Raw genomic sequence first — 22,732 nt, 5'->3', positions numbered from 1 at the left:
GCCCGCGAACCAGAGAAACTCCAGCAGCGGGCAGCCAGAATCCAAGGCATCCTCAACAACGCAACCCCGCGCCGCGAACCAGAGAAACCCAGCGCCGTGAAAGGCGGTAGCCCAATCCCAAGGCAACCTTCAGAACGTAACTTCGCCCGCGAACCAGAGAAACTCCGGTAGCTGGCAGCCCAATTCCAAGGCATCCTCACCAACGCAACGCGCCCCGCGAACCAGAGAAGCCCGGCGCCGTGAACGCTCGCACCCCGCACCCATCACTCAGCACCCCGCACCCCGCCCCCCTCACTCAGCAACCGCAACCCGCACCCATCTCTCACCCTGACGCAACCGGCATCCGCCCCGGCCCTGTGGATAACGCAGGCGGCGCCCGTGCCGTTCGTGCCACTATCCCGAGATGAGAAGGCCCAGCCCCCTCCCGCCTCAGTTGGGAGCGGTGTTCAGCCTCGCCGAGGCGCGAGCGCTTGGCATCGACCGCGGGCGACTCGAGGGCGACGATCTCGCGACTCCCTTCACCGGCGTCAGAACCAGAATCGACACGATTTCGGCGACGGATGCCATAGCGAGCGACGAATTTGACGCTCACTCTGACGAGGTGCGCACCCTGGCACGCGCGTACGGGACTCGCATGCGACCCGTCGAGTTCTTCAGCCACCACACCGCCGCGGTGCTCTGGGGCGCTCCGATCACCATGTCGATCCCGGCCCTGATCGACGTCGGTGTCTTCCGAGGTTCCAGCGTCCCCCGCGGCCGGGGAGTTCGTGGGCACCTCGCGGACCGGCGGACCACAACGACGAGGGTGCACGACGGGTTACGCGTGGCCACCCCGGCCTCGGTCTGGGCATCGCTCGGCACTCTGTCGGTCGACGAACTCGTCGTGATCGGAGACTATTTCTGTCGCACGTGGCGGCAGGGATTTCTTCGCCCGAATGTCGGGCGCCCTCCGCTGACCACCCGCGCGAAACTTGAGACCGCGCTCGGTGCGGGTCGCCGAGTCGGGGCCGCGCACCTTCGCGACGCCCTCGGGCTGATTCGAGAAGACTCCTGGTCGCCACGAGAATCGCTGTGTCGCGTCGTTCTTGTCCGCGCTGGCTTGCCGGAACCGCTCCTCAACATCGACGTGGATGGGCCGCTCGGGTTCCTCGCCTGCGTCGACCTGTCCTACCCGCGGTACCGTGTCGCGATCGAGTACCAGGGGCAGGTACACGGTGCCAGGTACGCGAAGGACGTCGAGCGCATCGAAGCGCTCCGCGCGGCCGGGTGGATTGTCATCCAGGTCACATCAGCACTGCTTCGCCGGCCTGAGGAACTGGTGGCTCGCGTTCGAGCCGCCCTGATGTCTCGCGGCTGGAGGCCCTGACCCCTTCCAGTTGCGCGATTACGTCGAATACGTCGCCATTCGACGTAATCGCGCAACCGGAACGCGCTCCCGTCGATTCGGACCGGTTGACAGGCATCCGCCCGGTCGCTAGCTTAACGATAATCGTTGTTATCGATAATCGATGGAGTGCACCATGGGAACCGAAACCACCGCTCGTCCGACCCGGTCCGATCGCGTCGATCTCTGGACGGTGATCGTGGTCGGCGTGATGGTCGCCGTGTTCGCGCTGGGGAACGCCGTCGTGCGGATCGCGTCGATCGTGCCGAACACCAATGTGGAGATTCTCGCCCCGTTCTTCGACACCGTCACCGCTCTCCCGCTCGGGCCAGACGGCGCGATGGTGGACGTTCGCGTCGACTCAGCGTGGCTGACGGTGTCGGATCTCCCCGTGATTGTGATTGTTTCGCTGGTCGCCGCTGTCCTCGTCGACCTGGCAACGACCCTCGTCATCGTGGCCAGCGCTATGCTGCTGTGCCGAAATCTCATGAGCGGAAAGGCGTTCTCCCGCATCAACACCCGCCTCGTCACAACGGTGTCAGTCACGCTCATCGTCGGCACCACACTGGGTAACCTGTTCACGACCATGGGGACGAACGGCGCTTTCGCAACCCTCAGCCAGGGCAGCTATGACGGCGCGGTTGCGACCGGCAACGTCATTCCCTACTTTGCTGCGATCGCCCTCGCGGCTGTCGCCCTCGCGTTCAAGGCCGGCGAACGGCTGCAGCGCGAAACCGAAGGTCTCGTCTAGTGGGCGGCGCGGACGACGAGCCGACAGGCATCCACTGCCGTCTCGACGAGCTGCTCGCGGAACGCGGGATGACCCTCACCGAACTCAGCGAGCGAGTCGGCATCAGTATCGTCAACCTGTCTGTGCTGAAGAACGACAGGGCGAGGGCGATCAGGTTTTCGACGCTGGTGGCGATTTGCGACGTCCTCGGCTGCGAGGTCGGCGACGTGCTCGTGCGCGCCTGACCGCTACTGCAGCGCCGACGTCAACCGGGCGAGGTTGTCGAGCACTGTAGAACGGAGCGGCTGCTTCATCCATTCGTCGAGCGTGAGCTCCCGGCTCTTCACCCGGTACTCGTCTTCGACCGCGCGCATGTCCCTCACGAACGTGTCGCCCCTGACCATCAGCGAGACCTCGAGGTTGAGCCCGAACGAGCGCATGTCCATATTGCTCGATCCGATGACGGCGACATCGTCATCGATGGTGAAGTGCTTGGCGTGAAGGATGTAAGGGGCCGGGTACAGATAAATACGCACGCCTGCACGAAGCAGCGCTTCGTAGTACGAACGCTGTGCGTGGTAGACGAGCGCCTGATCGCCGACCTCCGACACGAACAGGTCGACAGGAACGCCGCGCTGCACCGCGGTAGTGATGGCGTAGAGCATCGCCTCGTCCGGCACGAAATACGGGCTCGTGATCACAATGCGTTTCTGGGCCGAATAGAGCAGTCCGAGGAAGAGCCGCAGGTTGTTCTCACCGTCGAACCCCGGACCGCTCGGCACCACCTGGCAGTCGAGGTGGCCGTCCTCGTTGTCAGGGTCCACGAGGTCGATCTCGCTCGAGAGCAGCTCGCCGGTTTCGCTGTACCAGTCGCTGAGGAAGATCGCCTGGATGCCGCCGACGACAGGCCCTTCGACGTAAGCAACAAGTTCCTGCCATTGCAGCCCACGACGGATGTTCCCCCGCTTGTTGTACGAGCGATCGATGACGTTCTGCGACCCGAGAAACGCGACGAGTCCGTCGACGACGAGGATCTTGCGGTGATTGCGCAGGTCAGGGCGCTGGAATTTCCAGCGCCAGGGCTGGAGCGGGAGCATCAGGTGCCAGTCGGCGCCGATCTCATCGAGGCGCTTCTTCGTCTTGAGGTAGCCCTTGGTGCGGAGGTTGGCGACGTGATCGAGCAGCACCCGCACGGTGACGCCCCGCGCCACCGCGCGCTCGAGCGCCTCGAAGAACGGCTCGGTGGTCTTGTCGCAACTGAGGATGTAAAACTCCACGTTGACCGAGACCGCGGCAGCGTCGACCGCGGCTGTCATCGCATCGAGCGTGTGGTTGTAGTCGGCGAGAAGCCTGGCTTCGTTCCCACCGAGCAGCGGCAGCGCACCGAGGTTGCGGTTCAGCTGCACGAGCGAGGAGAACCAGGCGGGCGGGTTCGGTCGCAACTCCTGCTTGGGGAGATTCTCGGCGGCGATCCTGATGAACTCGTTGATCTCGTCCTGAATATTGCGGCGGTACCGCGGGAGTTTCGGGTTTCCGATCAGGATGAACGCGATGACCCCGACGTACGGAATCAGGAAGATGGCGAGAAGCCAGGCCATCGCGGCCGACGGCCGCCGGTTCCGCGGAACAACGATGACGGCGATCACCCGGATGATGAAGTCGACGGCCCAGAATAGAATGAGCGTCCAGTTACCGGTGAAGGCTGTGGCAACCCAGGCCCAGAAGCCGGCCCAGAATGACGCAACGTCCACGAACCGCTCCTGTCATTGGGGTAGTGACAGCCAGCCTATCCGTCAGCGGCGACGGATCGGTTCGCCGCCTCGCGCGACCCACCCGTGGAGTGGGGATCCTGGGCCGGAAGGCCGAGGCGGGCGCGTTCCGTTGCTTCGACCTTCGCGTATGCGGCCCGCTCGTCACGGTCCGACCGAATGATCGCGCGCATGATGACCCAGAAAATCAGCCCGACCAGGACGGTCGGAGCGAGCGACCACAACGCGTTTAACCAGAAATTGTCCATGACAGCCTAAGAATACCCCGGTTACGGTGAACGGATGCTGTGGGCAGGCTAGGTGAGGATGCCCCAGATGCCGCTGAGCAGCAGATACAGTCCGACTCCGCCGACGATCACCCAGATAGCGATCCGGTTTCCCGACGGCTTCTTCGGGTCTCTGGGGTCCGTCACGTCTTTCGGCAGGAAGTCGTTCATCACTTCACCAGGGGGAAGAGGATGGTCTCCCGGATGCCGAGTCCGGTGAGCGCCATCAGCAGGCGGTCGATTCCCATGCCCATTCCGCCGGTCGGGGGCATGCCGTGCTCGAGGGCGCGGAGGAACTCCTCATCAAGACGCATGGCCTCGACGTCGCCACCCGCCGCGAGGCGGGCCTGCTCGACGAAACGCTCGCGCTGGACGACCGGGTCGACGAGCTCGGAGTATCCGGTTGCCAGTTCGAAGCCGCGGATGTACAGGTCCCACTTCTCGACGACACCGGCCTTCGAGCGGTGTGCGCGAACGAGCGGGGAGGTGTCCACCGGGAAGTCCATGACGAAGGTCGGCGCAACGAGGTCGCCCTTGACGAAGTGCTCCCAGAGTTCCTCAACGTACTTGCCGTGGATCGGGTGGGGAACGACGATTCCCTCACGGTCGGCGAGGGCCTTGAGTTCCTCGAGCGGCGTCTCCGGCGTGATCTCCACTCCGGCGGCCTCGCTGAGGCTCTCGAACATCGAGATCCGGGCCCAGTCGCCACCGAGGTCGTACTCGGTACCGTCGGCCCACGTCACCGTGTGCGATCCGGACACCGCGAGAGCGGCATCCTGAATCAGCGTCTGGGTCAGGTCGGCGATCGAGTTGTAGTCGCCGTATGCCTCATACGCCTCGAGCATCGCGAATTCGGGGCTGTGCGTCGAGTCGGCGCCTTCGTTGCGGAAGTTGCGGTTGATCTCGTAGACCCGGTCGATGCCGCCGACGACGGCGCGCTTGAGGTAGAGCTCCGGCGCGATCCGCAGGTAGAGGTCGGTGTCGAAGGCGTTCGAGTGGGTGGTGAACGGTCGAGCGGATGCGCCACCGTGCATGACCTGGAGCATGGGCGTCTCGATCTCGAGGAAGCCGCGCTCGGTGAAGGTGTGGCGCAGGCTCGAGACGGTCTTTGACCGCATGATGACGTTCTGGCGGGCCTGGTCGCGGGCGATGAGATCGAGGTAGCGGCTGCGTACCCTGCTCTCCTCGCTGAGTTCGTTGTGCAGGTTCGGCAGCGGAAGGATCGCCTTCGACGCGATGGTCCACTCGCGCACCATGACGGAGAGCTCGCCGCGGCGGCTGGAGATGACCTCGCCCGAGACGAAGAGGTGGTCGCCGAGGTCGACGAGTTCCTTCCATTCGGCGAGCGACTCAGCGCCGACTTCAGCGAGCGACACCATGGCCTGGATCCGGCTTCCGTCGCCGGACTGGAGCGTTGCGAAACAGAGCTTGCCCGTGTTGCGAAGGAAGACGATGCGCCCGGCAATGCCGACCGTCTCCCCCGTCGTCTCGTCGGCTTCGAGGTGCCCGAACTTTGCGCGGACCTCGGGGATGGTCGTCGTGACGGGAACACTTACCGGGTAAGCCCCGCCAGCGGCATCCGTCGCACTCTCGATGAGGCGTTCGCGCTTCGCCAGCCGCACGGCCTTCTGCTCGAAGATCTCCTCGGCGGTCGGTTCGGTGGCCTCGGCGGCGGTTGGGGCGTGAGTCATTCGGGACGTCTCCTTGTGGGGTCGGTTAAGTTTACGGGCACCGGCTTGCAGCAGGAATCAGGAAACGACGATGGTCCTGTTGTCGATCAGCCTGGTGGTTCCGACCCGCGCAGCGATGAGCGCGAGAACCGGGCCGGTATAGCCCTCGTCGACGGGCGAGAACGTGGCCGGGTCGACGACCGCGAAATAGTCGAGTTCGGCGAGCGGCTCACCGTCGATCACCCCGTGCGCGGCAGCAAGCACCGCACCGACTCCCTGCTGGCCAGCGGATGCGGCCGCCTCGAGCGCGCGCGACAGCGCGAGGGCCGCCTGCCGCTCGCTGTCGGAGAGGAAAGCGTTCCTGCTCGAGAGGGCCAGGCCGTCTTGGGCGCGCACCGTGCTGACGCCGTGCACCTCGAGCGGGAAGTTGAGGTCCCGCACCATGCGCTTGACGAGGAACAGCTGCTGGCCGTCCTTCTCGCCGAACACCGCGACATCCGGTGACACGATGTGGAACAGCTTGGAGACCACGGTCAGTACACCGTCGAAGTGGCCCGGTCGGGTGCGTCCCTCGAGAAGGGTGCCGACATCGCCGGCGGTCACCCGCGTGCCGATGTCGCCATCCGGGTACATCTCGGCGGCAGTCGGAGCGAAGACCAGGTGAACACCGACCTCGGCGAGCTTCGCCGTGTCGTGCTCGAGGGTGCGGGGGTAGGTCGAGAGGTCCTCGTTCGGCCCGAACTGCAGAGGGTTCACGAAGATCGACACGACCACGATGTCGCCGAGCGACTGCGCCTGACGGACCAGCGACAGGTGTCCGTCGTGCAGCGCGCCCATCGTGGGAACGAGAACGACTCTGGGTTTCCGGATGCCCCGGGCAACGGCCTCGCTGCGGGCCTCATCGATGCGGGTGCGGATGCTGGTAATACTGTCGGTCACTCCCCGATGGTACCCGCTGAGCCGCTACAGGCCGTCGCCGTCGAAGTACGGCGGCTCGAGGGATTCCGGCCTCGACGTCTCCCGAAGGGCGTTGTCGACCGCCGACCGCACGAGGGAAGACAGGAAGCCGCCGGGGTGATCGATGCCGATTTCCGAGAGGATGCCGGTGGCCTGCGAGACGATGGACCTGGAGAATGCCGTCGCGATCTCAATCGCCTCGGCGTATGCGGCCCTGTCCGCCTCAGCGACGATCACCGGTTCGCCACCCATCTCGACGACGAGGGCCTGGCCGATCGGCTGCACCGGCGCCGGCGCGGTCACGGCGAACCAGGTTTCGCTGAGCCGGCCGATATCGATGCTCGTCCCGGTGAAGTCCATGGCGGGGTGAATGGCAATGGGGATCGCGCCGAGCGCCTGCGCTGGCGCAAGGACGGCGGTGCCCGATCCGGGAGAGGTGTGCACGACGAGCTGGCCTGGCCGCCAGGTCGAGCTCGCGGCGAGACCCTCGACGAGCGCGGGCAGTTCGGCATCCGGCACGGCAAGAATGACCAGTTCGCTGCGCTCGACGATGTCGGGGATTTCGAGGATCGGAACCGACGGCAGGATGGCCTCGGCCCTGTCCCTGCTCTCGTCGGAGATGGCGCTGATTCCGATGATCGCGTGCCCGGCGCCGGCGAGGGCTGCGCCCAGGATCGGGCCAACATGCCCGGCTCCGATGATGCCGATGCCGAGGCGGCCTGCTCTCGCGCTCACGCGATCACCCGGTTCTCTGCCCAGCGGTGCGTGCGGTCTCGAGCGGATGCCTGGACCGCGCTGCTCGAGACGTGCTCGAACAGCCGGATCGCCTCATCGGAACCGATGGCGGGCAGCGTCGGGGTGATCGGGCCGGCGACGGTGTGCACGCGAGCCGATGCGAGCCGGAATGCCCGCTCGAGCGGGCCCTGCGACACGGCGATGCTCTGCATCCTGGCGAGCGGGAGGATGTCGAGCCTGCGCCAGATCACTCCCCGCCGGAACAGGAGCAGTCCGTCGTGCACCGCATACCCGGTACGCCGCCACGCAAACGGATTGAGCCACCTGGCGCGACGGGGCGCGAGGGTGAAGCCCGATGTGTGCGGTGCGCGGAACGCCGCGGTCATCTCTGCGAGAGCCGCGTCGGCGTGCACGTCATCGAGGATCAGCTCGAGAACCCGGGCGACGTCGGTGAGGTTTCCAACGGGCAGGATCGTCGTGTTGCCTTTTCCGCTCATCGCGGCCTCAGCCGACAGCCCGGCCTTGTTGATCTTCACCTGCCACCAGTCGAACGGTCTCCAGAGCACCGATTGTGAGATTTCGACGGCGTGGATCCGACCGGGCGGAAGCGTGTCGTTGCTCGTCGAGAGCAATCCGAACCCGACCCGGACGCCCGATGGTGTTTTCGCGATGCTGTACCTGAGGGATTTCATCACCGTCGACCAGTAGTAGCTGAGGAAACCGATGACGCTGGGCACGAACCAGAAGAGTGCCCAGATCTGTCCGTTGACGAGGGAGACGATCAGAACGACGGCGAGCACGACGAGGAACACCGTGCTTGCGCTCAGGACCGTCGATCCGATCAGCCTGCCGAGGGAAATTCGAACGACAGATTCCGGCGGGGCGGCATTGGGGTCCAGTTCCGGCGCGAGGAACTCGTTGACACGTTCCGTCACGAGCCGGGTGAGCGCCGGGTCGGTGGAGGCTTCGACTCCGTCCGGTCCGACTGTCGGCCTCGGCGCTACGCCTGCCTCGGCGAGCTTCACACCGCTCGCGAGGGTGAGAACGTCGCGGCGCAGGTCGTCCGCGTCACGGGAGTACAGGTACTCGAGCTTGACGCTCGCATCCTGCCCGGCAACGCTGACGTCCATCTTTGCCGCCCCGAAGATCCGGGGGAAGAACGGCCTGTTGATTCCGACGCCCTGGATCCTGTCGAGTTTCGCCTTCCGGTGGGTGCGGAACAGGATGCCGCTCCTCACCTCGACCGCCTCGTCGGTGACGCGGAACGTGTGCATCCGCCACGACAGGAAGAACCCGCCGATGATCACCAGCAGAACGACGAAGAGTCCGGCCAGCGCTATGGGCACGTAGCCGTGTTCCCAGACGTAGGTGAGCGGGTCATATTCGTAGGTGCGCGAGCCGTCACCCTCGGGGCCGTCGCCCTGGCCGGGAAGGAAGATGTCGACAAGACGTTCCCGGAGGTTGGCGATGACAAAACCCGCGATCGCGATCAGCGCGATGCCGCCCTTGAGCAGCGGCGTTGCCGGGTGGAGCCTGTGCCACTCTCCGTCGGTCAGTGTGCGCGAGGAATTCTCGCGGACAGCCTGGCTCGCCGCCGCCCGCGCGCCGACGGCATCCGACTGCTGCGCAGCATCCGACAGCTCCGCCGGACCGGACTGCTGAGCCGGGCCCGCGTGCGACACAGCTGCCGGCTGCTGCGCCAGAACAGGCTCCTGCACCGGCTCCGGCTGCCCGCCCGGCGCAATTGACGGGTCGGGGATGCCGCTGGCACCGCGTTCGTCGCTCACAGCCCTGTCCGTCTGCTCTCCGCTACCGCCACCAGGTGGTCGCGCAGGCTTTCGGCTTCTTCGATGGGGAGCCCGGGAATCAGAATCGCCGTTGCGGCCGATGCGGTGACGAACTTCAGTTCGGCGAGTCCGAACGCCCGTGCGATCGGACCGCGGTTGATGTCGATGAGTTGCATCCGTCCGTACGGAACAGCGACAAGCCGCTGCCACATGATGCCACGGCGGAAGAGAAGATCGTCGTCACGGAGCTGGTAGCCGATCGAACGGATGCGACGCGGGGCGAGTGCGCCCGAGATGAGGTCGATGGCGAGGAGGGGACCGGCCACCCACCAGACCCAGTGCTGGTCGAGAACGACGTGCATCACGACGGCAGCGGCGAGGACCACCAGGGCGGTGATGGCATACCCGAGCAGGTCAACCACGATGTACTTGGGCGAGACGCGGTGCCACTCGACGTTCGCAAGATCGAGCCGTCGGGGAGCGTCTGCGGCGGGTCCGCCACGGTACTCGGGCACCTCGACCGGTTGCTCTTCGGGTGGGTGCACGGGCGAGAACGGCTGCGCGGCGGCCGGTGCGTCATCGACCCCGTCGATGCCCGCGTGCCGGGCGTTCCTCGCCTCGTCAGCGAGCGGGAGGTGCTCCGGGTGCGTCATCGTCATCGTCCTTCGGCAGTGTGCACAGGTGTTCCGCAATCAGGCCAGCTACTGCGAGTAGCACGGCCCCAATGCATGAGCCTATCGTCAGCCACAACGAGCCTACTCCGGGCATCACGGGTCTGGTCGTGAAATAGATCAGCGCCCCGAGCGCCACCCCGGTGAGCAGCGCGCCCACCCTCGACGAGGCGCGTGCGAGCGCGACGACCCGAAGGGACTGGAACGGATCGACCGGTGTTTTCGACCTGCCGGTGACAGCGCGGCGGATCGGCAGTGAGAAGCCGACGATGATCGCACCGACAACGACGAGGGTCAGGGGAAGGCTGATCGGCGGGATCAGAAGAGACCCGCCTGTCGACTCCGAGCCGAGCTCGAGGAGGAAACCAATCGCGAGTCCCAGCGCCGCGAGTCCGATCAGTGGCGTTGCCTTCGTGCGCGTCATGCCGGTTCCCCTGTGCTCCGAAGCGATGAAAGCAGGGCGTCGACCCTGCCGTGGCCCGGCAGCTCTGCGTCAGGCTCGACCTCGAGCCACGGTGCAAGCACAAAGTCTCGTTCCGCCGCACGCGGGTGTGGGATCACGAGATCGGGTTCGTTCACGATGCGGGAACCGTACGTGACGATGTCGATGTCGAGCGTCCGATCTCCCCAGTGCTCTGTCCTGACTCGCCCAAGGTCATGCTCGATCGTGTGGATCGCCGTGAGGAGCTCCCGCGGACTCAGGTCGGTGGTCACGAGGGCAACGGCGTTGAGATAACCGGGTGCTGACCGGTCTGGGCCCCCGGGCTTCACGGCGACGGACTCCACGAACGTCGACACCGCGCGAAGCCGGATGCCAGCGGCCTCGAGTTGCTTGAGCGCGGCTCGAAGTGTCGCATCGCGGTCGCCGAGATTACTGCCGAGCGCGAGAACCACCGGGGTATCGCGCCCGCCGAGCTGGGAGTGGCGCCGCACAGGCGGGTGGATCGGCGGCTTCGGGATTGGACTCATGAGCGGCCCTCCGTGGTCGGGGCCTGGTGCGGGGCCGCTGACCTCACGATGGTCACGGCGACGTCGCCGAACGGAACAGAGATCGGAGCATCCGGCTTGTGAACCGTGACTCGCACGTCGGTTGCTGCGGGGTACGAGAGTGCGATCCCCGCGACCCGCTCTGCGACGGTCTCAATGAGGTCGACGGGGTCGGATGCCACGGCCGCAGCGACCCGCTCGGCGAGCTCGCCGTAGTGGATAGTCGCCGAGACATCGTCACTCTGTGCGGCACGACGAAGATCGATCCCCACGGTGAGGTCGATGACGAAGTCCTGGCCGTTCTCCCGCTCGAAGTCATAGACGCCGTGATGGGCGCGCACACGAATGCCCGTGAGGGTGATGGAGTCGCCGGTAGTCACCCGACAACTCTACGGGCACTCATCGGCCTCCGCGCCGGAGCCCGGAGTGCACGAAAAAGGCCCCGCCCAGGAGGACGGGGCCAGGTGCACGGGCGGTTAGCTGGACTCGCCGCGGCGGTCGACCCGCTGCACGAGCTTCCACGCGAGGGGCAGCACAGAGGCCGCGATGAGCCACTTCACGACACCGCCGACGACGAACGGGAAGAAGCCGAGGGCGAGAAGCGTGCCGATGTCCGTCGGCAGTCCCATCGAACCGAGGATCATTCCCATGTACGGGATGCCGAACAGGAACGGAATGAGGCTCGCGCCGAGGAACGCGAAGAGGCTGAGCACGGGACGCTTGTCCCAGTTGCGCTCGGCGAGCCAGCCGACGAAGGCGGCAGCGGCGATGAACCCGATGATGAAGCCGAACGACGGCTTGGCGAGAGCGGCGATGCCGCCGGTTGCTCCGGCGAAGATCGGCAGCCCGGCGAGGCCGAACACCATGTACATCGCCATCGAGACGGCTCCGCGCCACGCTCCGAGTGAGGCACCGACGACGAGGACGCCGAGGGTCTGGCCCGACACAGGAACCGGCCACATCGGGATTTCGACCATTGCCGTAGCGCTCACGATGGCAACGCCGGCCACCATCAGTGCGATGTTGTTGACGACGCTCCGCGGCACGACGCGATCGGCCAGGGTGAGTCGAGAGTGGGAAATCGTTGCCGTCGTCATTCAAACTCCAGTTCACAGCGTTCGCGCCGCGTTCGCGGCACAGTTCAACACACTATCCGCTAATCGGCCTCGCGCGGGTTGTCGTTTCGACCCAACGGGGACCCGGAATCTGTGAAGGGTTCCTCTAACCGGCCGAACCGGAAGACATGCGCGCCCGCGCAGCCAGTGCGATCGCCGTCGCGGTCACGCTGTGCACGCGCACTCCCCAGATCCCCGCGTCGGCGAGCAGTGCGCTCACCACCGCCGTTGGCAGGTCGCGGTCGCCCATCGGCGCGCCTTCCGGAAGCAAATCGCCCAGGAACCGCTTTCGGGACGCACCGACGAGCACCGGCAGCCCAAGCGACTGCAGCTCGGAGATTCGCAACAGGATCTCCCAGTTCTGGTCGGCCGTCTTCGCGAAACCGAGACCAGGGTCGAGAATGATGCTCTCCCGCGCTACTCCCCCGGCCTCAAGGGCAGCGATCCTGGTCTCGAGCTCAGCGCGAACGTCAGCGACCACGTCGTCGTAGTGAGCGCGGGAGTTCATGTCGGCACTGTGCCCGCGCCAGTGGCTGAGAATGTACGGCGCACCGGTGTCGGCTGCGACAGCCACCATGTGGGGATCAGCGAGGCCACCGGAGACGTCGTTGATGAACTCGGCCCCCGCTTGGACCGCGGCACTGGCCGTTTCGGCGTTCATGGTGTCGACAGAGACCCGGATGCCGTCGGCCGCGAGAGAGCGGACCACCGGAAGGATGCGGCGCAACTCTTCGGTCACACCGATCCGCTCCGCGCCGGGGCGGGTGGACTCCCCGCCGACGTCGACGATGTCGGCACCGTCGGCGACGAGCCGCCTGGCGTGGGTGACCGCACGCTCGTGGTCGAGGAACTGACCGCCGTCGCTGAACGAATCAGGGGTGACGTTGACGATCCCCATGACCAGCATCCGCTTGGACGTCTCGGCCCGATCAGGCATGCGGGTCCGTCGTACCGCGGCCGATCAGGGCAAACAGTTCAGCACGGCGTGCCGGCTCGGCAAGTGCACCGCGGCTTGCGACGGTCACCGTGGACGAATTCGCCTGCCGCACCCCGCGCGCAGCAACGCAACCGTGGACCGCGTCGAGCACGACGAGAACGCCACGTGCCTCAAGACCGCGCTCGAGAGCATCCGCGATCTGCTCGGTCAGGCGCTCCTGCAACTGGGGCCTCGACGCGAGGGTGTCGACCACGAGCGGCAGCCGACCAAGACCCACAACGCGATCCCCGGGCAGGTATGCGACGTGCGCCTTGCCGAGGAACGGGAGCAGGTGGTGCTCGCAGATCGAGCGGAAGGCGATGTCGCGCAGGAGCACAACCTCGCCGGTGCCGTCATCGCCGACCGGGACCGACTCGCGCAGGTGGTCGAGCGGATCCGCACCGACCCCTGCGAAGAACTCGGAGTAGGCGTCGGCGACGCGCGCCGGCGTCCGCTCGAGCCCTGGCCGCTCCGCGTCTTCGCCGATAGCCGCGAGCAACTCGATGACAGCCGCCTCGATGCGCGGCTTATCGACCCCCGCCATCTGAGCTACGCCGTTGCTGGGCGCGGGTCGGACTGCGGGAGAGGCGTGTTGCTCGAGTCGCTCTGGACGCCGCCGTCTGTCGCGCCGGGATCGATGGGAGCCTTCGTGATCGGCACAGCGATCGGAGGACGCTCAGAGATCGGGCGCTTGGACGATGACAGCCACTGCGGGCGCGGCGGGAGCTTCTTGATGTCCTTGAAGATCTCGGCGAGCTGGTTGTGGTCCAGCGTCTCCTTCTCGAGGAGTTCAGCGGCCAGCCGGTCGAGGATGTCGCGGTTGTCGTTCAGTACCTGCCACGCTTCGTCGTGGGCCTGCTCGATGAGCGCGCGGACCTCAGAGTCGACCTCTTCAGCGATCTGCTCCGAGTAGTCGCGCTGGTGGCCCATGTCGCGACCGAGGAAGACCTCACCGCTCGACTGTCCGAGCTTGATGGCTCCGACGTTGGCGCTCATGCCGTATTCGGTGACCATCTTGCGGGCAATTCCCGTGGCCTTCTCGATGTCGTTCGACGCACCGGTTGTCGGGTCGTGGAACACCATCTCCTCGGCGACACGGCCGCCCATGGCGTAGGTGAGCTGGTCGAGCAGTTCGTTTCGGGTCACCGAGTACTTGTCTTCGAGCGGGAGGACCATCGTGTAACCGAGGGCGCGGCCGCGGGGAAGGATGGTGACCTTCGTCACGGGGTCGGTGTTGCGCATCGATGCCGCAGCGAGGGCGTGTCCACCCTCGTGGTACGCGGTGATGAGCTTCTCCTGGTCGCGCATCACACGGCTGCGGCGCTGAGGCCCGGCCATGACCCGATCGACGGCCTCGTCGAGGGCGCGGTTGTCGATGATCTGGGCGTTCGAGCGAGCGGTCAGCAGCGCGGCCTCGTTGAGGACGTTCGCGAGGTCGGCTCCGGTGAACCCCGGAGTCTTGCGGGCGAGGACCTCGAGGTCGACGTTCTCCGACATCGGCTTGCCCTTGGCGTGCACCTCGAGGATCTTCATGCGGCCCTTGAGGTCAGGAGCGTCGACGCCGATCTGGCGGTCGAACCGGCCAGGTCGAAGCAGCGCGGGGTCGAGGATGTCGGGTCGGTTCGTCGCGGCGATCATGATGACGTTCGCTTTGGGGTCGAAGCCGTCCATCTCGACGAGCAACTGGTTGAGCGTCTGTTCGCGCTCGTCGTGCCCGCCACCCATTCCGGCGCCACGGTGGCGACCGACGGCGTCGATCTCGTCGACGAAGATGATCGCTGGCGCGTTTTCCTTGGCCTGCTGGAACAGGTCGCGGACACGGCTTGCACCGACACCCACGAACATCTCGACGAAGTCAGAGCCGGAGATCGAGTAGAACGGAACACCGGCCTCGCCAGCGACGGCGCGGGCCAGCAGGGTCTTACCGGTACCGGGAGGGCCGTAGAGCAGCACACCCTTGGGGATCCGGGCACCAACCGCCTGGAAGCGCGCGGGCTCCTTGAGGAAGTCCTTGATCTCCTCGAGCTCTTCGATCGCCTCGTCGCTGCCTGCGACATCGTCGAAGGTGACCTTCGGCGACTCTTTCGAGACGAGCTTCGCCTTCGACTTGCCGAACTGCATGACCTTCGATCCGCCGCCCTGCATGCTCGAGAGCATGATCCAGAAGAACACACCGATCAACAGGAGCGGGAGGAGCAGTCCGAGCGCCGACAGCCAGAAGCTGGGCTGCGGTACCTCGTCGTTGTAACCATCAGAGGGCGCCGCCTCATCAACGGCAGCGACGACATCCGCCGCTCGCGCGTTGATGTAGTAGAACTGGACCATTGTGCCGTTGTCGCCGTCGGCCTTCTCGAGGGTCAGGTCCGCGCGGTTGTCACCCTCGGTCAGCGTCGCCTCGGCGACTTTTCCGTCGGCGAGCAGTTCAAGCCCGTGCTCGGTGGTCACCTCTTTGTAGCCATTCATGTTGAGCAGGCTGGAACCGACGAAGAAGACAATGACCGCGATCAGGATGTACGGCAGCGGGCCTTTGAAGATGCGCTTGAAATTCATAGTGCGGATGAGCGGATGCCCAACACCTTTCTGAAGGTACGGCGAGACAACACGCGCCTCGTGGCCTCAAGGCTAGCGCCAGAAAGCTGGGCTACGCCTCTGTGTTCGCCGCAAGGGGAAACGCCGGGGGAAACATGCGGGTCAGGAGTAGACGTGGGGCGCGAGAATCGCCACGTCGCGCAGGTTGCGGTAGCGCTCATCGAAGTCGAGGCCGTAGCCGACGACGAAGTCGTTGGGGATGTCGAATCCGACGTACTTGCAGTCGATCTCCACCTTCGCAGCCTTCGGCTTGCGGAGCAGTGCGCAGACCTCGATCGAGGCGGCGCCGCGTGAGGCGAAGTTCTCGAGCAGCCACGACAGGGTCAGTCCCGAGTCGATGATGTCTTCAACGATCAGTACATGGCGGCCGGTGAGGTCTGCATCGAGGTCCTTACGGATCTGCACGACACCACTGGACTTCGTGCCAGCGCCGTACGACGAAACGGCCATCCAGTCGATCGACACGTGCTTCTTCATGGCGCGGGAGAGGTCTGCCATCACCATGACGGCACCTTTCAGCACGCCGACGAGGAGAAGATCCTTGCCTTCGTAATCGGAGTCGATCTGAGCCGCAAGCTCATCCAGCTTGTCGTGAATCTCTTGTTCGGTGACGAGGATGGTCGTGAGGTCGCCTGCAATATCGCTCGATTCCATGGATTTATCCTACCGCTGGCTGTCGCGCCGAAAATTCGAGCCGGCCACCGTTCCTCGTCACTGTGAAGCCGGGAACATCGATCGGACCCTGGCCTTTCCAGTCGGTGACGAGTGCCGCGATCGCGAGCGTGTGGCTTCGCGACAGGGACTGCCCGAACTCGCTCGAAGCGACCATCCGGATGATCCGGTGCCGGAGTGCGGGAGGGTTCGCCGCCAGCGCGGAGACGGAAACCGCGATGCCGGCCTCAGCGGGTTCGCAGATCTCCTCGATGAACTCGTCGATCATCGCGTCGAACGCCTCCGTGTCCTCCCGAAGCTGCTCGGCTGTGCGAGCAAGCGCTTCAGCGATGCCGGGGCCAAGCTCCTTCTCGAGCACGGGCAGCACGGCCTGGCGGACCCGCACTCGCGTGTACGACGGGTCGCTGTTGTGCGGATCCGTCCACGGTTCGAGTCCTTCGGCGGCACACGCGTCGTGCGTTGCCACGCGCCGAACGCCGAGAAGCGGGCGGAGGTAGTGCCCACTGACGGGCGCCATCCCCATGAGACTTCCCGCGCCGGAGCCGCGCGCCAGCCCGAGCAGAACGGTTTCGGCCTGGTCGTCGAGGGTGTGACCGAGAAGAAGAGCGGATGCTCCGGTGTCGGTGAGAGCGGATTCGAAGGCCGCGTAGCGGGCGGTGCGGGCCGCTGCCTCTGGTCCGCCGTGACCGTCGACGCCCACCCGGATCACCATCACCGGCTCAAGGCCGAGCGCCCGCGCCTGGTCCGCCGCGCGCGCCGCAACATCCGCCGATCCATCCTGCAAACCGTGGTCGATGATCACGGCGCCCGCGCGAATGCCCTGTTTTGGCGCTTCGAAAGCCGTCGCTGCGGCAAGGGCGAGCGAGTCAGGCCCGCCGCTCAGGGCGACGAGCACCCCCTCACCCTCACGGACGTTTCCGGCGAGCGACTGGCGCACGGCGAGGCGCACCTCGGCAACCGCTTTATCGAGCGGTTCGCGGCGGATATTGCTGTTTGTGGGCATCAAGTAACGTTATTCCAGACTTTGACACAAGGGAGAACACACTTATGGCCGATTACGACGTCGTCGTAGAAATCCCCAAGGGCAGCCGCAACAAGTACGAGGTCGACCACGAAACTGGTCGCGTCTACCTGGACCGCGTTCTGTTCACCGCATTCACCTACCCGGTCGACTACGGCTACTTCGAGAACACGCTCGGCCTCGACGGTGACCCCGTTGACGCACTCGTGCTGCTCGAGTACCCGGTCTTCCCGGGCGTCGGCATCAAGGTCCGCCCCGTCGGCGTGCTCAACATGAGCGACGAGGCGGGCTCGGACGCCAAGGTCGTCTGCGTCCAGTACAAGGACCCGCGCTGGGCCCACATCCAGGACATCACCGATGTTCCGGAGCAGACCCGCAAGGAACTCGAGCACTTCTTCGCTCGCTACAAGGACCTCGAGCCCAACAAGTGGGTCAAGATCGAGGGCTGGGGCGACGCTGCAGAAGCTGAAGCGATCGTCGAGGCTGGCTTCGTGAAGCTCCGCGAAGAAGGCGGCCACTAGGCATCCGTTTGAACGACACAACCCCGCATCCAGATCCGGATGCGGGGTTTTGTCGTTCGAAGGCCCGGAATTCCGCGGTTTTTGCCGACGGCACTCGCTCGTTTTGCAAAAACGTGTGTGAGCACCGTATGCTTACTTCTCGGTAGTTACAGAGCCCCTCAAAGGCTCGCGGCCCCATCGTTTAGTGGCCTAGGACGCCGCCCTTTCACGGCGGTAGCACGGGTTCGAATCCCGTTGGGGTCACAATAACTACTACACTGAATACAAGTAAAAAAGTAAGGCCCTGTAGCGCAGTTGGTTAGCGTGCCGCCCTGTCACGGCGGAGGTCGCGGGTTCAAGTCCCGTCAGGGTCGCTGAAGTGAAGAGCCCTTCCGAAAGGAAGGGTTTTTCACCTTCCAGCGGCAGAAACGCCGTTGGGCTCTGTAGCTCAGTTGGTAGAGCGCACGACTGAAAATCGTGAGGTCACGGGATCGACGCCCGTCGGAGCCACTGAAATCCTCGTAAGGCTTCTACTTGCGGGGATTTCTTCATTTAACCGTGCAGGCCCCAGCCCCGGCCCCAGCCCCGGCCCCGGCCCGGCGCAGCCCTCCGCGCCGAACGCATCACTTCCGGTCGAACACACCGGTTGCGCCGGATGCTTTCGACCGCAACTGATGCTTTCGCTGAAGAGCGAGGTTGCGCTGGCCTCGTCCGCGGATCTACGCCTCTCCGCGACCTGAGATGTCGACGAGGTTCGCCTCGACGCCGGCCAGGAACTGCGCCCCCAGCGCAGTCAGCGACAGTTCCTTGAGTTTGGCGCCGGTTCGAGGTGCCGCAACCTCCGAACTGTGCAGCAGGCCGGAGTCCTGAAGCCGCTTCAGGGTCCGGTACAGGCTGCGTTCGGTAATCGACCAGCCGGTACGCGACGCAACCTGGTCCGCTATCGCGGCAATCGTCACCGGCTGAAGGTCATCCACCACGCGAAGAATCACCGGCGTCAGCATCGACTTCTTGTAGGTCTCCACCCACGATTCGACCCGGCCATCCGTCCATTCCTGCTCTTCGGTGGGGTGCGTCACGCTCAGTCTTCCCAGCCGCGGCCGAGCACAGCGCCGGTGAGATGAAGAAACAGCCCGATTCCCCAGGCAGCGCTCATCACAAGCGTCGCGCCAAACCAGGGGGTCGCCAGAAGCTCAGTGGCCGGGGAATCGACGAAGATCGCCCGAATCACCGCGTGAACGCTGAACGACGTCGTCACAGCGAGAAAAGCGATGGTGTGAGCGATTGCGATGCCAAAGCGAATCTTCGCGAGGGTGCGGTAGTTGCGCCACATCCACGTGCCGATACCGAGGGCGACGACAGCGGTGAGGACCCCGGCGAGGGTGCCGATCTCTCCCCCGGTCAGGGCGATGAGTACCTGGATGAGCACCACTGCGACAACCAGGACGAGCAGGTATGGCAGAAGTACAGAACGGGCGTTGACGGCGGCCGGAGCGATCGTTTGTGTGGTCATGAAGGCACTGTACCAATGGAACACTACCAGCGGTAGTGTTCGCCAAAAAGTATTCACTGCGCCCGGCGAGCGCATCACTTCCGGCCCAGAGCACCAGTTTCGCGGGATGCTCTCGACCGGAAATGATGCTCTCGACGTCGTCGGCAGGCAGCGTGGCCAGCACGGCATCCGTATCTGAGGATTCCTCACCCCTCTATCTGGGGGGACCCGGCGCGGCTCGCGGCCGCTACTGTCAATAGTGCACCAAACATGAGGCAATCTCGCTTTTCGGGAAGGCGGGCTTCCTCGCTGGACTTCGCGACGCCCCGGCGTCGTCAGCGTTATCCGGCGCGCCCGAACATCGGGAGTGACACCACTTCACGTGGCCCGCTCCTCTGACCCAGCCACCTCAGCGCCCCCTCAGACGGCATCCCTTTTCAGCGACCAGACGTGGCACACCATGACCGAAATCAAATCACGAATCTTCTTCCCCGGGTTCAGCCGAATCTCGACCCGACCCGCTCCGGACGCGCGCGACCACACCCTCCGCCAGGAGTCCGAGCGAGTGTGGGCCCGCAATTATCGCGTCCGGTTACGCATCACGGACTTTGCCACCATCGTCTTCGCCGTCACGGTAGCCTTCCTGCTCCGTTTCGGAATCGAGGCCATCCCGGCGAGCGCGCGAATCGAGGACGCCCAGTACATCCTGATCTCCGCCACGATCGTTGTCGCCTGGCTTGTGGCGCTCGTCGCGTTCGGTGTGCATGACTCGCGGGTCATCGGTGTCGGGGCAACCGAATACAAGCGCATCGTCAACGCCAGCGCCACCGCGTTCGGCCTCCTTGCCATCGTCTTCCTGGTCTTCAAGGTCGACATCGCCCGCGGATATTTCATGCTCGCCCTCCCCCTCGGCACGGTCAGCCTCCTCGGCGCCCACTGGCTGTGGCGGCGCTGGCTGGTTTCGCAGCGCACGCTCGACCACTACCTGTGCCGTGCCCTCGTCGTCGGGGAGCTCGACGATGTCGGCTACGTCATCCGCCAGATCCAGCAGAAATCGGGTGCCGGGTACAACGTCGTCGGCGCTGTCGTTTCAAACACGGATGCTCACACCGTGACGACGGGTCAGAAGCCTGTTCCCGTGCTCGGTACAACGGATGTTGCGCAGGTCGCCCGCAATGTCGGTGCGGACACCGTCATCATCGCCGGTCAGCCCAAAGGCGGAGCGAACTTCATCCGGAGCCTCGGCTGGCAACTTGAGGGCACGGCCACCGACCTCGTCCTGGCGTCGCAATTGACGGACGTCGCCGGGCCGCGGATTCACTTCCGCCCGGTTGAGGGGCTGCCCCTCATCCACGTCGAAATCCCACAATTCGAGGGCGGAAAGCACGTCCTCAAGCGGGCATTCGACGTCGCGGCCACTGCGGCGGGAATCGTCGCCCTCACCCCGGTCTTCGTTGCCATCGCCCTGCTCATCAAACTCGACGACGGCGGACCTGTCTTCTTCACCCAGGAACGGGTTGGCCGCGGCCAGCGCACCTTCCGGATGGTGAAGTTCCGCTCGATGGTGACCACCGCTGAGAGCGACCTCGCACAGCTCGTCGACCAGAACGAGGGAAATGGTGTGCTGTTCAAGCTCAAGGACGACCCGCGCGTCACCACAATCGGCCGAGTGCTCCGGAAGTTCTCGCTCGACGAGCTGCCACAACTCTGGAATGTCCTCCTCGGCCACATGAGCCTCGTCGGACCGCGTCCGCCGCTCCCCCGGGAGGTCGAGGCCTATGAGAGCCATGTGCACCGGCGCCTTTACATCAAGCCGGGACTCACCGGCATGTGGCAGGTGAACGGACGAAGCGACCTCAGCTGGGACGAGAGCGTCCGCCTCGATCTCTACTACGTGGAGAACTGGTCACTCACCGGCGACCTCATGATCGTCTGGCGCACCCTCAAAGTACTGCTGAAGCCGATTGGGGCGTACTGACATGACCGTTCCATTCGCCACTCACGAGGCGTCGGATCGCCCGGGGAAGCCACCCCACATCGCGGATACCGCCGACGTCGACGGCCTGGCACGCATCGGAGACGGCACGCTCGTCTGGCACCTTGCCCAGGTACGTGAGCGCGCCAGGATCGGCGCGGGCTGCATCCTCGGCCGCGGCTCCTACATCGGTCCAGGCGTGGTTCTCGGCGACAACTGCAAGATCCAGAACTATGCCCTCGTCTATGAGCCCGCTGTTCTCGAAGACGGCGTCTTCGTCGGTCCGGCAGCCGTCTTCACCAACGACGTCTTCCCCCGCGCCATCACCGTCGACGGCAAACGCAAGGATGCAGAGGACTGGGATGCCGTCGGCGTCACGGTGCGCACCGGCGCGTCCATTGGGGCGCGTGCCGTCTGCATCGCCCCCGTGACCATCGGGGCATGGGCGCTCGTCGCCGCCGGAGCGGTGGTGACCCAGGACGTTCCGGACCACGCCCTGGTGGTTGGAGTGCCCGCTCGCCGGATCGGCTGGGTTGGCCGCGCCGGGGTGCCCCTCGAATCCATCGGAGACGGCCTGTTCCAGTGCCCATCGACGGGAGATGAATACCGCGAGCACAATGGCGTGCTCACGGCGGTCCTCCCGCAGACAGGCGGAGCGGGTCGTCTCCGATCGGCTGACGTCCCTTCCCGGGCGAAGGCCGGCGGATGACCGACCGGGCGTCTCGTCTCGCACTGACCGCGATCGTTACAGTGCTGGCCCTCGCCGCTTCGATCGTTGTCTTCTCCGCCATTCTCGACACGGCACCCGCCGCCAACGTTCCAGGAACCTCGTCGCCATTGTCGACAGCTGGGGCGGATGCCGTAGCAGGAGGCACCGGTGTCGTCCCGCCCTCCGCTGCCACCGATAACCCGTCCGCCCCGTCCGGAGGGAACGGCGGGAACGGTGCCGCTCAGCCGGGTGGGAACGGCGAAACCGGACCGGTAAACGAGCGGACATCATCCGAAGTCCTGCCCGCTCCGGAGCAAACGAGCCCGCTCGGCCTCCCTGTCTCTCCCTCGCTGCCGGGACTCGTCACGGCTCCGCTGCCCGCAACGGCGAGCGCCACCGGCTCCCTCGTTGCCGGGTTCCCCTCGGCGATCATTCCAGTCGAGGAAGACACCGCCGTGCGGTCGAGCTCCGTCGCGTCCGCCGAAAACCGGCTCCAGGTGACACTCGTCGGCACAACGCCGTCGACCATGGCCGACGTCCTCGAGTTCTACCGCGTCGGTTTCGCTGCGCACCATCTTGTTGACTCCATAGCTCCCGCAACGGACGGCTCGAGCGCTCTGCTGTTCTCCCGGGGCACGGACACGATCCTTCTCACCGTCACCCCTTCCGCATCCGGCGACACCGCGTACAGCGTCTTCGGCGCATTCACTGCGGCCTAGGGACAGAG

Annotated in this window: 26 protein-coding genes and 3 tRNA genes; 10 read left to right on the top strand and 19 right to left on the bottom strand. The window is 65.4% G+C overall.

Annotation, left to right across the window (positions count from 1 at the left end; all coding sequences use genetic code 11):
• Positions 1-403: 403 nt before the first annotated feature.
• The 3 genes from AC1C2M_RS15675 to AC1C2M_RS15665 all read left to right on the top strand — a co-directional run bounded on the left by AC1C2M_RS15675 (position 404) and on the right by AC1C2M_RS15665 (position 2,359).
• Positions 404-1,366, top strand: coding sequence for a putative endonuclease domain-containing protein (locus AC1C2M_RS15675; protein WP_495437543.1), 963 nt, complete (start codon positions 404-406; stop codon positions 1,364-1,366).
• A gap of 154 nt (positions 1,367-1,520) precedes the next feature.
• Complete coding sequence (locus AC1C2M_RS15670; protein WP_495437541.1) at positions 1,521-2,135, top strand: hypothetical protein; 615 nt, start codon at positions 1,521-1,523, stop codon at positions 2,133-2,135.
• Entirely contained in the window at positions 2,135-2,359 is a 225-nt protein-coding gene (locus tag AC1C2M_RS15665; RefSeq protein ID WP_108391849.1) for a helix-turn-helix domain-containing protein, read from the top strand. The genes AC1C2M_RS15670 and AC1C2M_RS15665 overlap by 1 nt, the downstream gene beginning before the upstream one ends.
• Positions 2,360-2,362: 3 nt before the next feature.
• On the opposite strand, the gene cls is transcribed toward AC1C2M_RS15665, so the two are convergent.
• The 17 genes from cls to tilS all read right to left on the bottom strand — a co-directional run bounded on the left by cls (position 2,363) and on the right by tilS (position 17,311).
• A complete protein-coding gene (gene cls, locus AC1C2M_RS15660) occupies positions 2,363-3,793 on the bottom strand; it encodes a cardiolipin synthase (RefSeq protein ID WP_483406700.1) in 1,431 nt (476 codons plus the stop codon).
• A 107-nt stretch (positions 3,794-3,900) separates the two neighbouring features.
• Complete coding sequence (locus AC1C2M_RS15655; RefSeq protein WP_495437540.1) at positions 3,901-4,131, bottom strand: hypothetical protein; 231 nt, start codon at positions 4,129-4,131, stop codon at positions 3,901-3,903.
• 48 nt (positions 4,132-4,179) lie between these two features.
• The gene (locus AC1C2M_RS15650) at positions 4,180-4,320 is read right to left on the bottom strand and encodes a hypothetical protein (protein WP_158270264.1); all 141 of its coding nucleotides are present in this window, start codon (positions 4,318-4,320) and stop codon (positions 4,180-4,182) included.
• Complete coding sequence (lysS, locus tag AC1C2M_RS15645; RefSeq protein ID WP_108962377.1) at positions 4,320-5,840, bottom strand: lysine--tRNA ligase; 1,521 nt, start codon at positions 5,838-5,840, stop codon at positions 4,320-4,322. The genes AC1C2M_RS15650 and lysS overlap by 1 nt, the downstream gene beginning before the upstream one ends.
• 57 nt (positions 5,841-5,897) lie before the next feature.
• A complete protein-coding gene (gene panC, locus AC1C2M_RS15640) occupies positions 5,898-6,758 on the bottom strand; it encodes a pantoate--beta-alanine ligase (RefSeq protein WP_495437538.1) in 861 nt (286 codons plus the stop codon).
• A gap of 24 nt (positions 6,759-6,782) precedes the next feature.
• Positions 6,783-7,511 (bottom strand): Rossmann-like and DUF2520 domain-containing protein, encoded by a 729-nt coding sequence (locus tag AC1C2M_RS15635; RefSeq protein WP_483405926.1) that lies wholly within the window; start codon positions 7,509-7,511, stop codon positions 6,783-6,785.
• Positions 7,508-9,298 carry a PH domain-containing protein gene (locus tag AC1C2M_RS15630; RefSeq protein WP_495437535.1) on the bottom strand — a complete coding sequence of 597 codons (1,791 nt, stop codon included), beginning with the start codon at positions 9,296-9,298 and terminating at the stop codon, positions 7,508-7,510. The genes AC1C2M_RS15635 and AC1C2M_RS15630 overlap by 4 nt, the downstream gene beginning before the upstream one ends.
• Entirely contained in the window at positions 9,295-9,957 is a 663-nt protein-coding gene (locus tag AC1C2M_RS15625; RefSeq protein ID WP_495433718.1) for a PH domain-containing protein, read from the bottom strand. Before AC1C2M_RS15625 ends, AC1C2M_RS15630 begins: the two co-directional genes overlap by 4 nt.
• Positions 9,920-10,393: a DUF3180 domain-containing protein gene (locus AC1C2M_RS15620; protein ID WP_495437534.1), complete on the bottom strand. Its 474-nt coding sequence runs from the start codon at positions 10,391-10,393 to the stop codon at positions 9,920-9,922. The genes AC1C2M_RS15625 and AC1C2M_RS15620 overlap by 38 nt, the downstream gene beginning before the upstream one ends.
• The gene (gene folK, locus AC1C2M_RS15615; protein ID WP_495437533.1) at positions 10,390-10,938 is read right to left on the bottom strand and encodes a 2-amino-4-hydroxy-6-hydroxymethyldihydropteridine diphosphokinase; all 549 of its coding nucleotides are present in this window, start codon (positions 10,936-10,938) and stop codon (positions 10,390-10,392) included. The genes AC1C2M_RS15620 and folK overlap by 4 nt, the downstream gene beginning before the upstream one ends.
• Positions 10,935-11,336, bottom strand: a complete 402-nt coding sequence (gene folB, locus AC1C2M_RS15610) for a dihydroneopterin aldolase (protein ID WP_495437531.1) — start codon at positions 11,334-11,336, stop codon at positions 10,935-10,937. Before folB ends, folK begins: the two co-directional genes overlap by 4 nt.
• Positions 11,337-11,432: 96 nt before the next feature.
• The gene (locus tag AC1C2M_RS15605) at positions 11,433-12,053 is read right to left on the bottom strand and encodes a biotin transporter BioY (protein ID WP_495437530.1); all 621 of its coding nucleotides are present in this window, start codon (positions 12,051-12,053) and stop codon (positions 11,433-11,435) included.
• Between the two features lie 124 nt (positions 12,054-12,177).
• The gene (gene folP / locus AC1C2M_RS15600) at positions 12,178-13,008 is read right to left on the bottom strand and encodes a dihydropteroate synthase (RefSeq protein WP_483405932.1); all 831 of its coding nucleotides are present in this window, start codon (positions 13,006-13,008) and stop codon (positions 12,178-12,180) included.
• Positions 13,001-13,591 carry a GTP cyclohydrolase I FolE gene (gene folE / locus AC1C2M_RS15595; protein WP_483405933.1) on the bottom strand — a complete coding sequence of 197 codons (591 nt, stop codon included), beginning with the start codon at positions 13,589-13,591 and terminating at the stop codon, positions 13,001-13,003. Before folE ends, folP begins: the two co-directional genes overlap by 8 nt.
• Before the next feature lie 5 nt (positions 13,592-13,596).
• Positions 13,597-15,597 carry an ATP-dependent zinc metalloprotease FtsH gene (gene ftsH / locus AC1C2M_RS15590; RefSeq protein ID WP_483405934.1) on the bottom strand — a complete coding sequence of 667 codons (2,001 nt, stop codon included), beginning with the start codon at positions 15,595-15,597 and terminating at the stop codon, positions 13,597-13,599.
• A gap of 141 nt (positions 15,598-15,738) precedes the next feature.
• Positions 15,739-16,290: a hypoxanthine phosphoribosyltransferase gene (gene hpt, locus AC1C2M_RS15585; protein WP_483405935.1), complete on the bottom strand. Its 552-nt coding sequence runs from the start codon at positions 16,288-16,290 to the stop codon at positions 15,739-15,741.
• Positions 16,291-16,294: 4 nt separating this feature from the next.
• Positions 16,295-17,311: a tRNA lysidine(34) synthetase TilS gene (gene tilS / locus AC1C2M_RS15580; protein ID WP_495437527.1), complete on the bottom strand. Its 1,017-nt coding sequence runs from the start codon at positions 17,309-17,311 to the stop codon at positions 16,295-16,297.
• A 44-nt stretch (positions 17,312-17,355) separates the two neighbouring features.
• Here tilS and AC1C2M_RS15575 point away from each other — a divergent pair, with 44 nt between their 5' ends.
• The 4 genes from AC1C2M_RS15575 to AC1C2M_RS15560 all read left to right on the top strand — a co-directional run bounded on the left by AC1C2M_RS15575 (position 17,356) and on the right by AC1C2M_RS15560 (position 18,339).
• On the top strand, positions 17,356-17,850 hold the full coding sequence (locus AC1C2M_RS15575) for an inorganic diphosphatase (protein ID WP_108391867.1): 495 nt from the start codon (positions 17,356-17,358) through the stop codon (positions 17,848-17,850).
• Between the two features lie 170 nt (positions 17,851-18,020).
• A tRNA-Glu gene (locus AC1C2M_RS15570) sits at positions 18,021-18,093 on the top strand.
• 36 nt (positions 18,094-18,129) lie between these two features.
• A tRNA-Asp gene (locus AC1C2M_RS15565) sits at positions 18,130-18,203 on the top strand.
• 63 nt (positions 18,204-18,266) lie between these two features.
• A tRNA-Phe gene (locus AC1C2M_RS15560) sits at positions 18,267-18,339 on the top strand.
• A gap of 209 nt (positions 18,340-18,548) precedes the next feature.
• Here the strand turns inward: AC1C2M_RS15560 and AC1C2M_RS15555 are convergent.
• Both AC1C2M_RS15555 and AC1C2M_RS15550 read right to left on the bottom strand, forming a co-directional pair.
• Positions 18,549-18,908 carry a PadR family transcriptional regulator gene (locus AC1C2M_RS15555; RefSeq protein WP_495437525.1) on the bottom strand — a complete coding sequence of 120 codons (360 nt, stop codon included), beginning with the start codon at positions 18,906-18,908 and terminating at the stop codon, positions 18,549-18,551.
• 2 nt (positions 18,909-18,910) lie between these two features.
• A complete protein-coding gene (locus AC1C2M_RS15550) occupies positions 18,911-19,342 on the bottom strand; it encodes a hypothetical protein (RefSeq protein ID WP_495437523.1) in 432 nt (143 codons plus the stop codon).
• Positions 19,343-19,781: 439 nt separating this feature from the next.
• On the opposite strand from AC1C2M_RS15550, the gene AC1C2M_RS15545 reads away from it, so the two are divergent.
• Genes AC1C2M_RS15545 through AC1C2M_RS15535 form a run of 3 tightly spaced genes read left to right on the top strand, consistent with a single transcriptional unit; the run spans position 19,782 to position 22,724 of the window.
• A complete protein-coding gene (locus tag AC1C2M_RS15545) occupies positions 19,782-21,299 on the top strand; it encodes a sugar transferase (protein WP_495437521.1) in 1,518 nt (505 codons plus the stop codon).
• Between the two features lies 1 nt (position 21,300).
• Positions 21,301-22,005 (top strand): acyltransferase, encoded by a 705-nt coding sequence (locus AC1C2M_RS15540; RefSeq protein WP_495437519.1) that lies wholly within the window; start codon positions 21,301-21,303, stop codon positions 22,003-22,005.
• The gene (locus tag AC1C2M_RS15535; RefSeq protein WP_495437517.1) at positions 22,002-22,724 is read left to right on the top strand and encodes a hypothetical protein; all 723 of its coding nucleotides are present in this window, start codon (positions 22,002-22,004) and stop codon (positions 22,722-22,724) included. Before AC1C2M_RS15540 ends, AC1C2M_RS15535 begins: the two co-directional genes overlap by 4 nt.
• Positions 22,725-22,732: the final 8 nt, after the last annotated feature.

The sequence above is a fragment of the Mycetocola sp. Y444 genome (genome assembly GCF_059445295.1).
The sequence above is the reverse complement of the archived record's forward strand: the minus strand, read 5'-3'. Positions and strand labels throughout refer to the sequence as shown.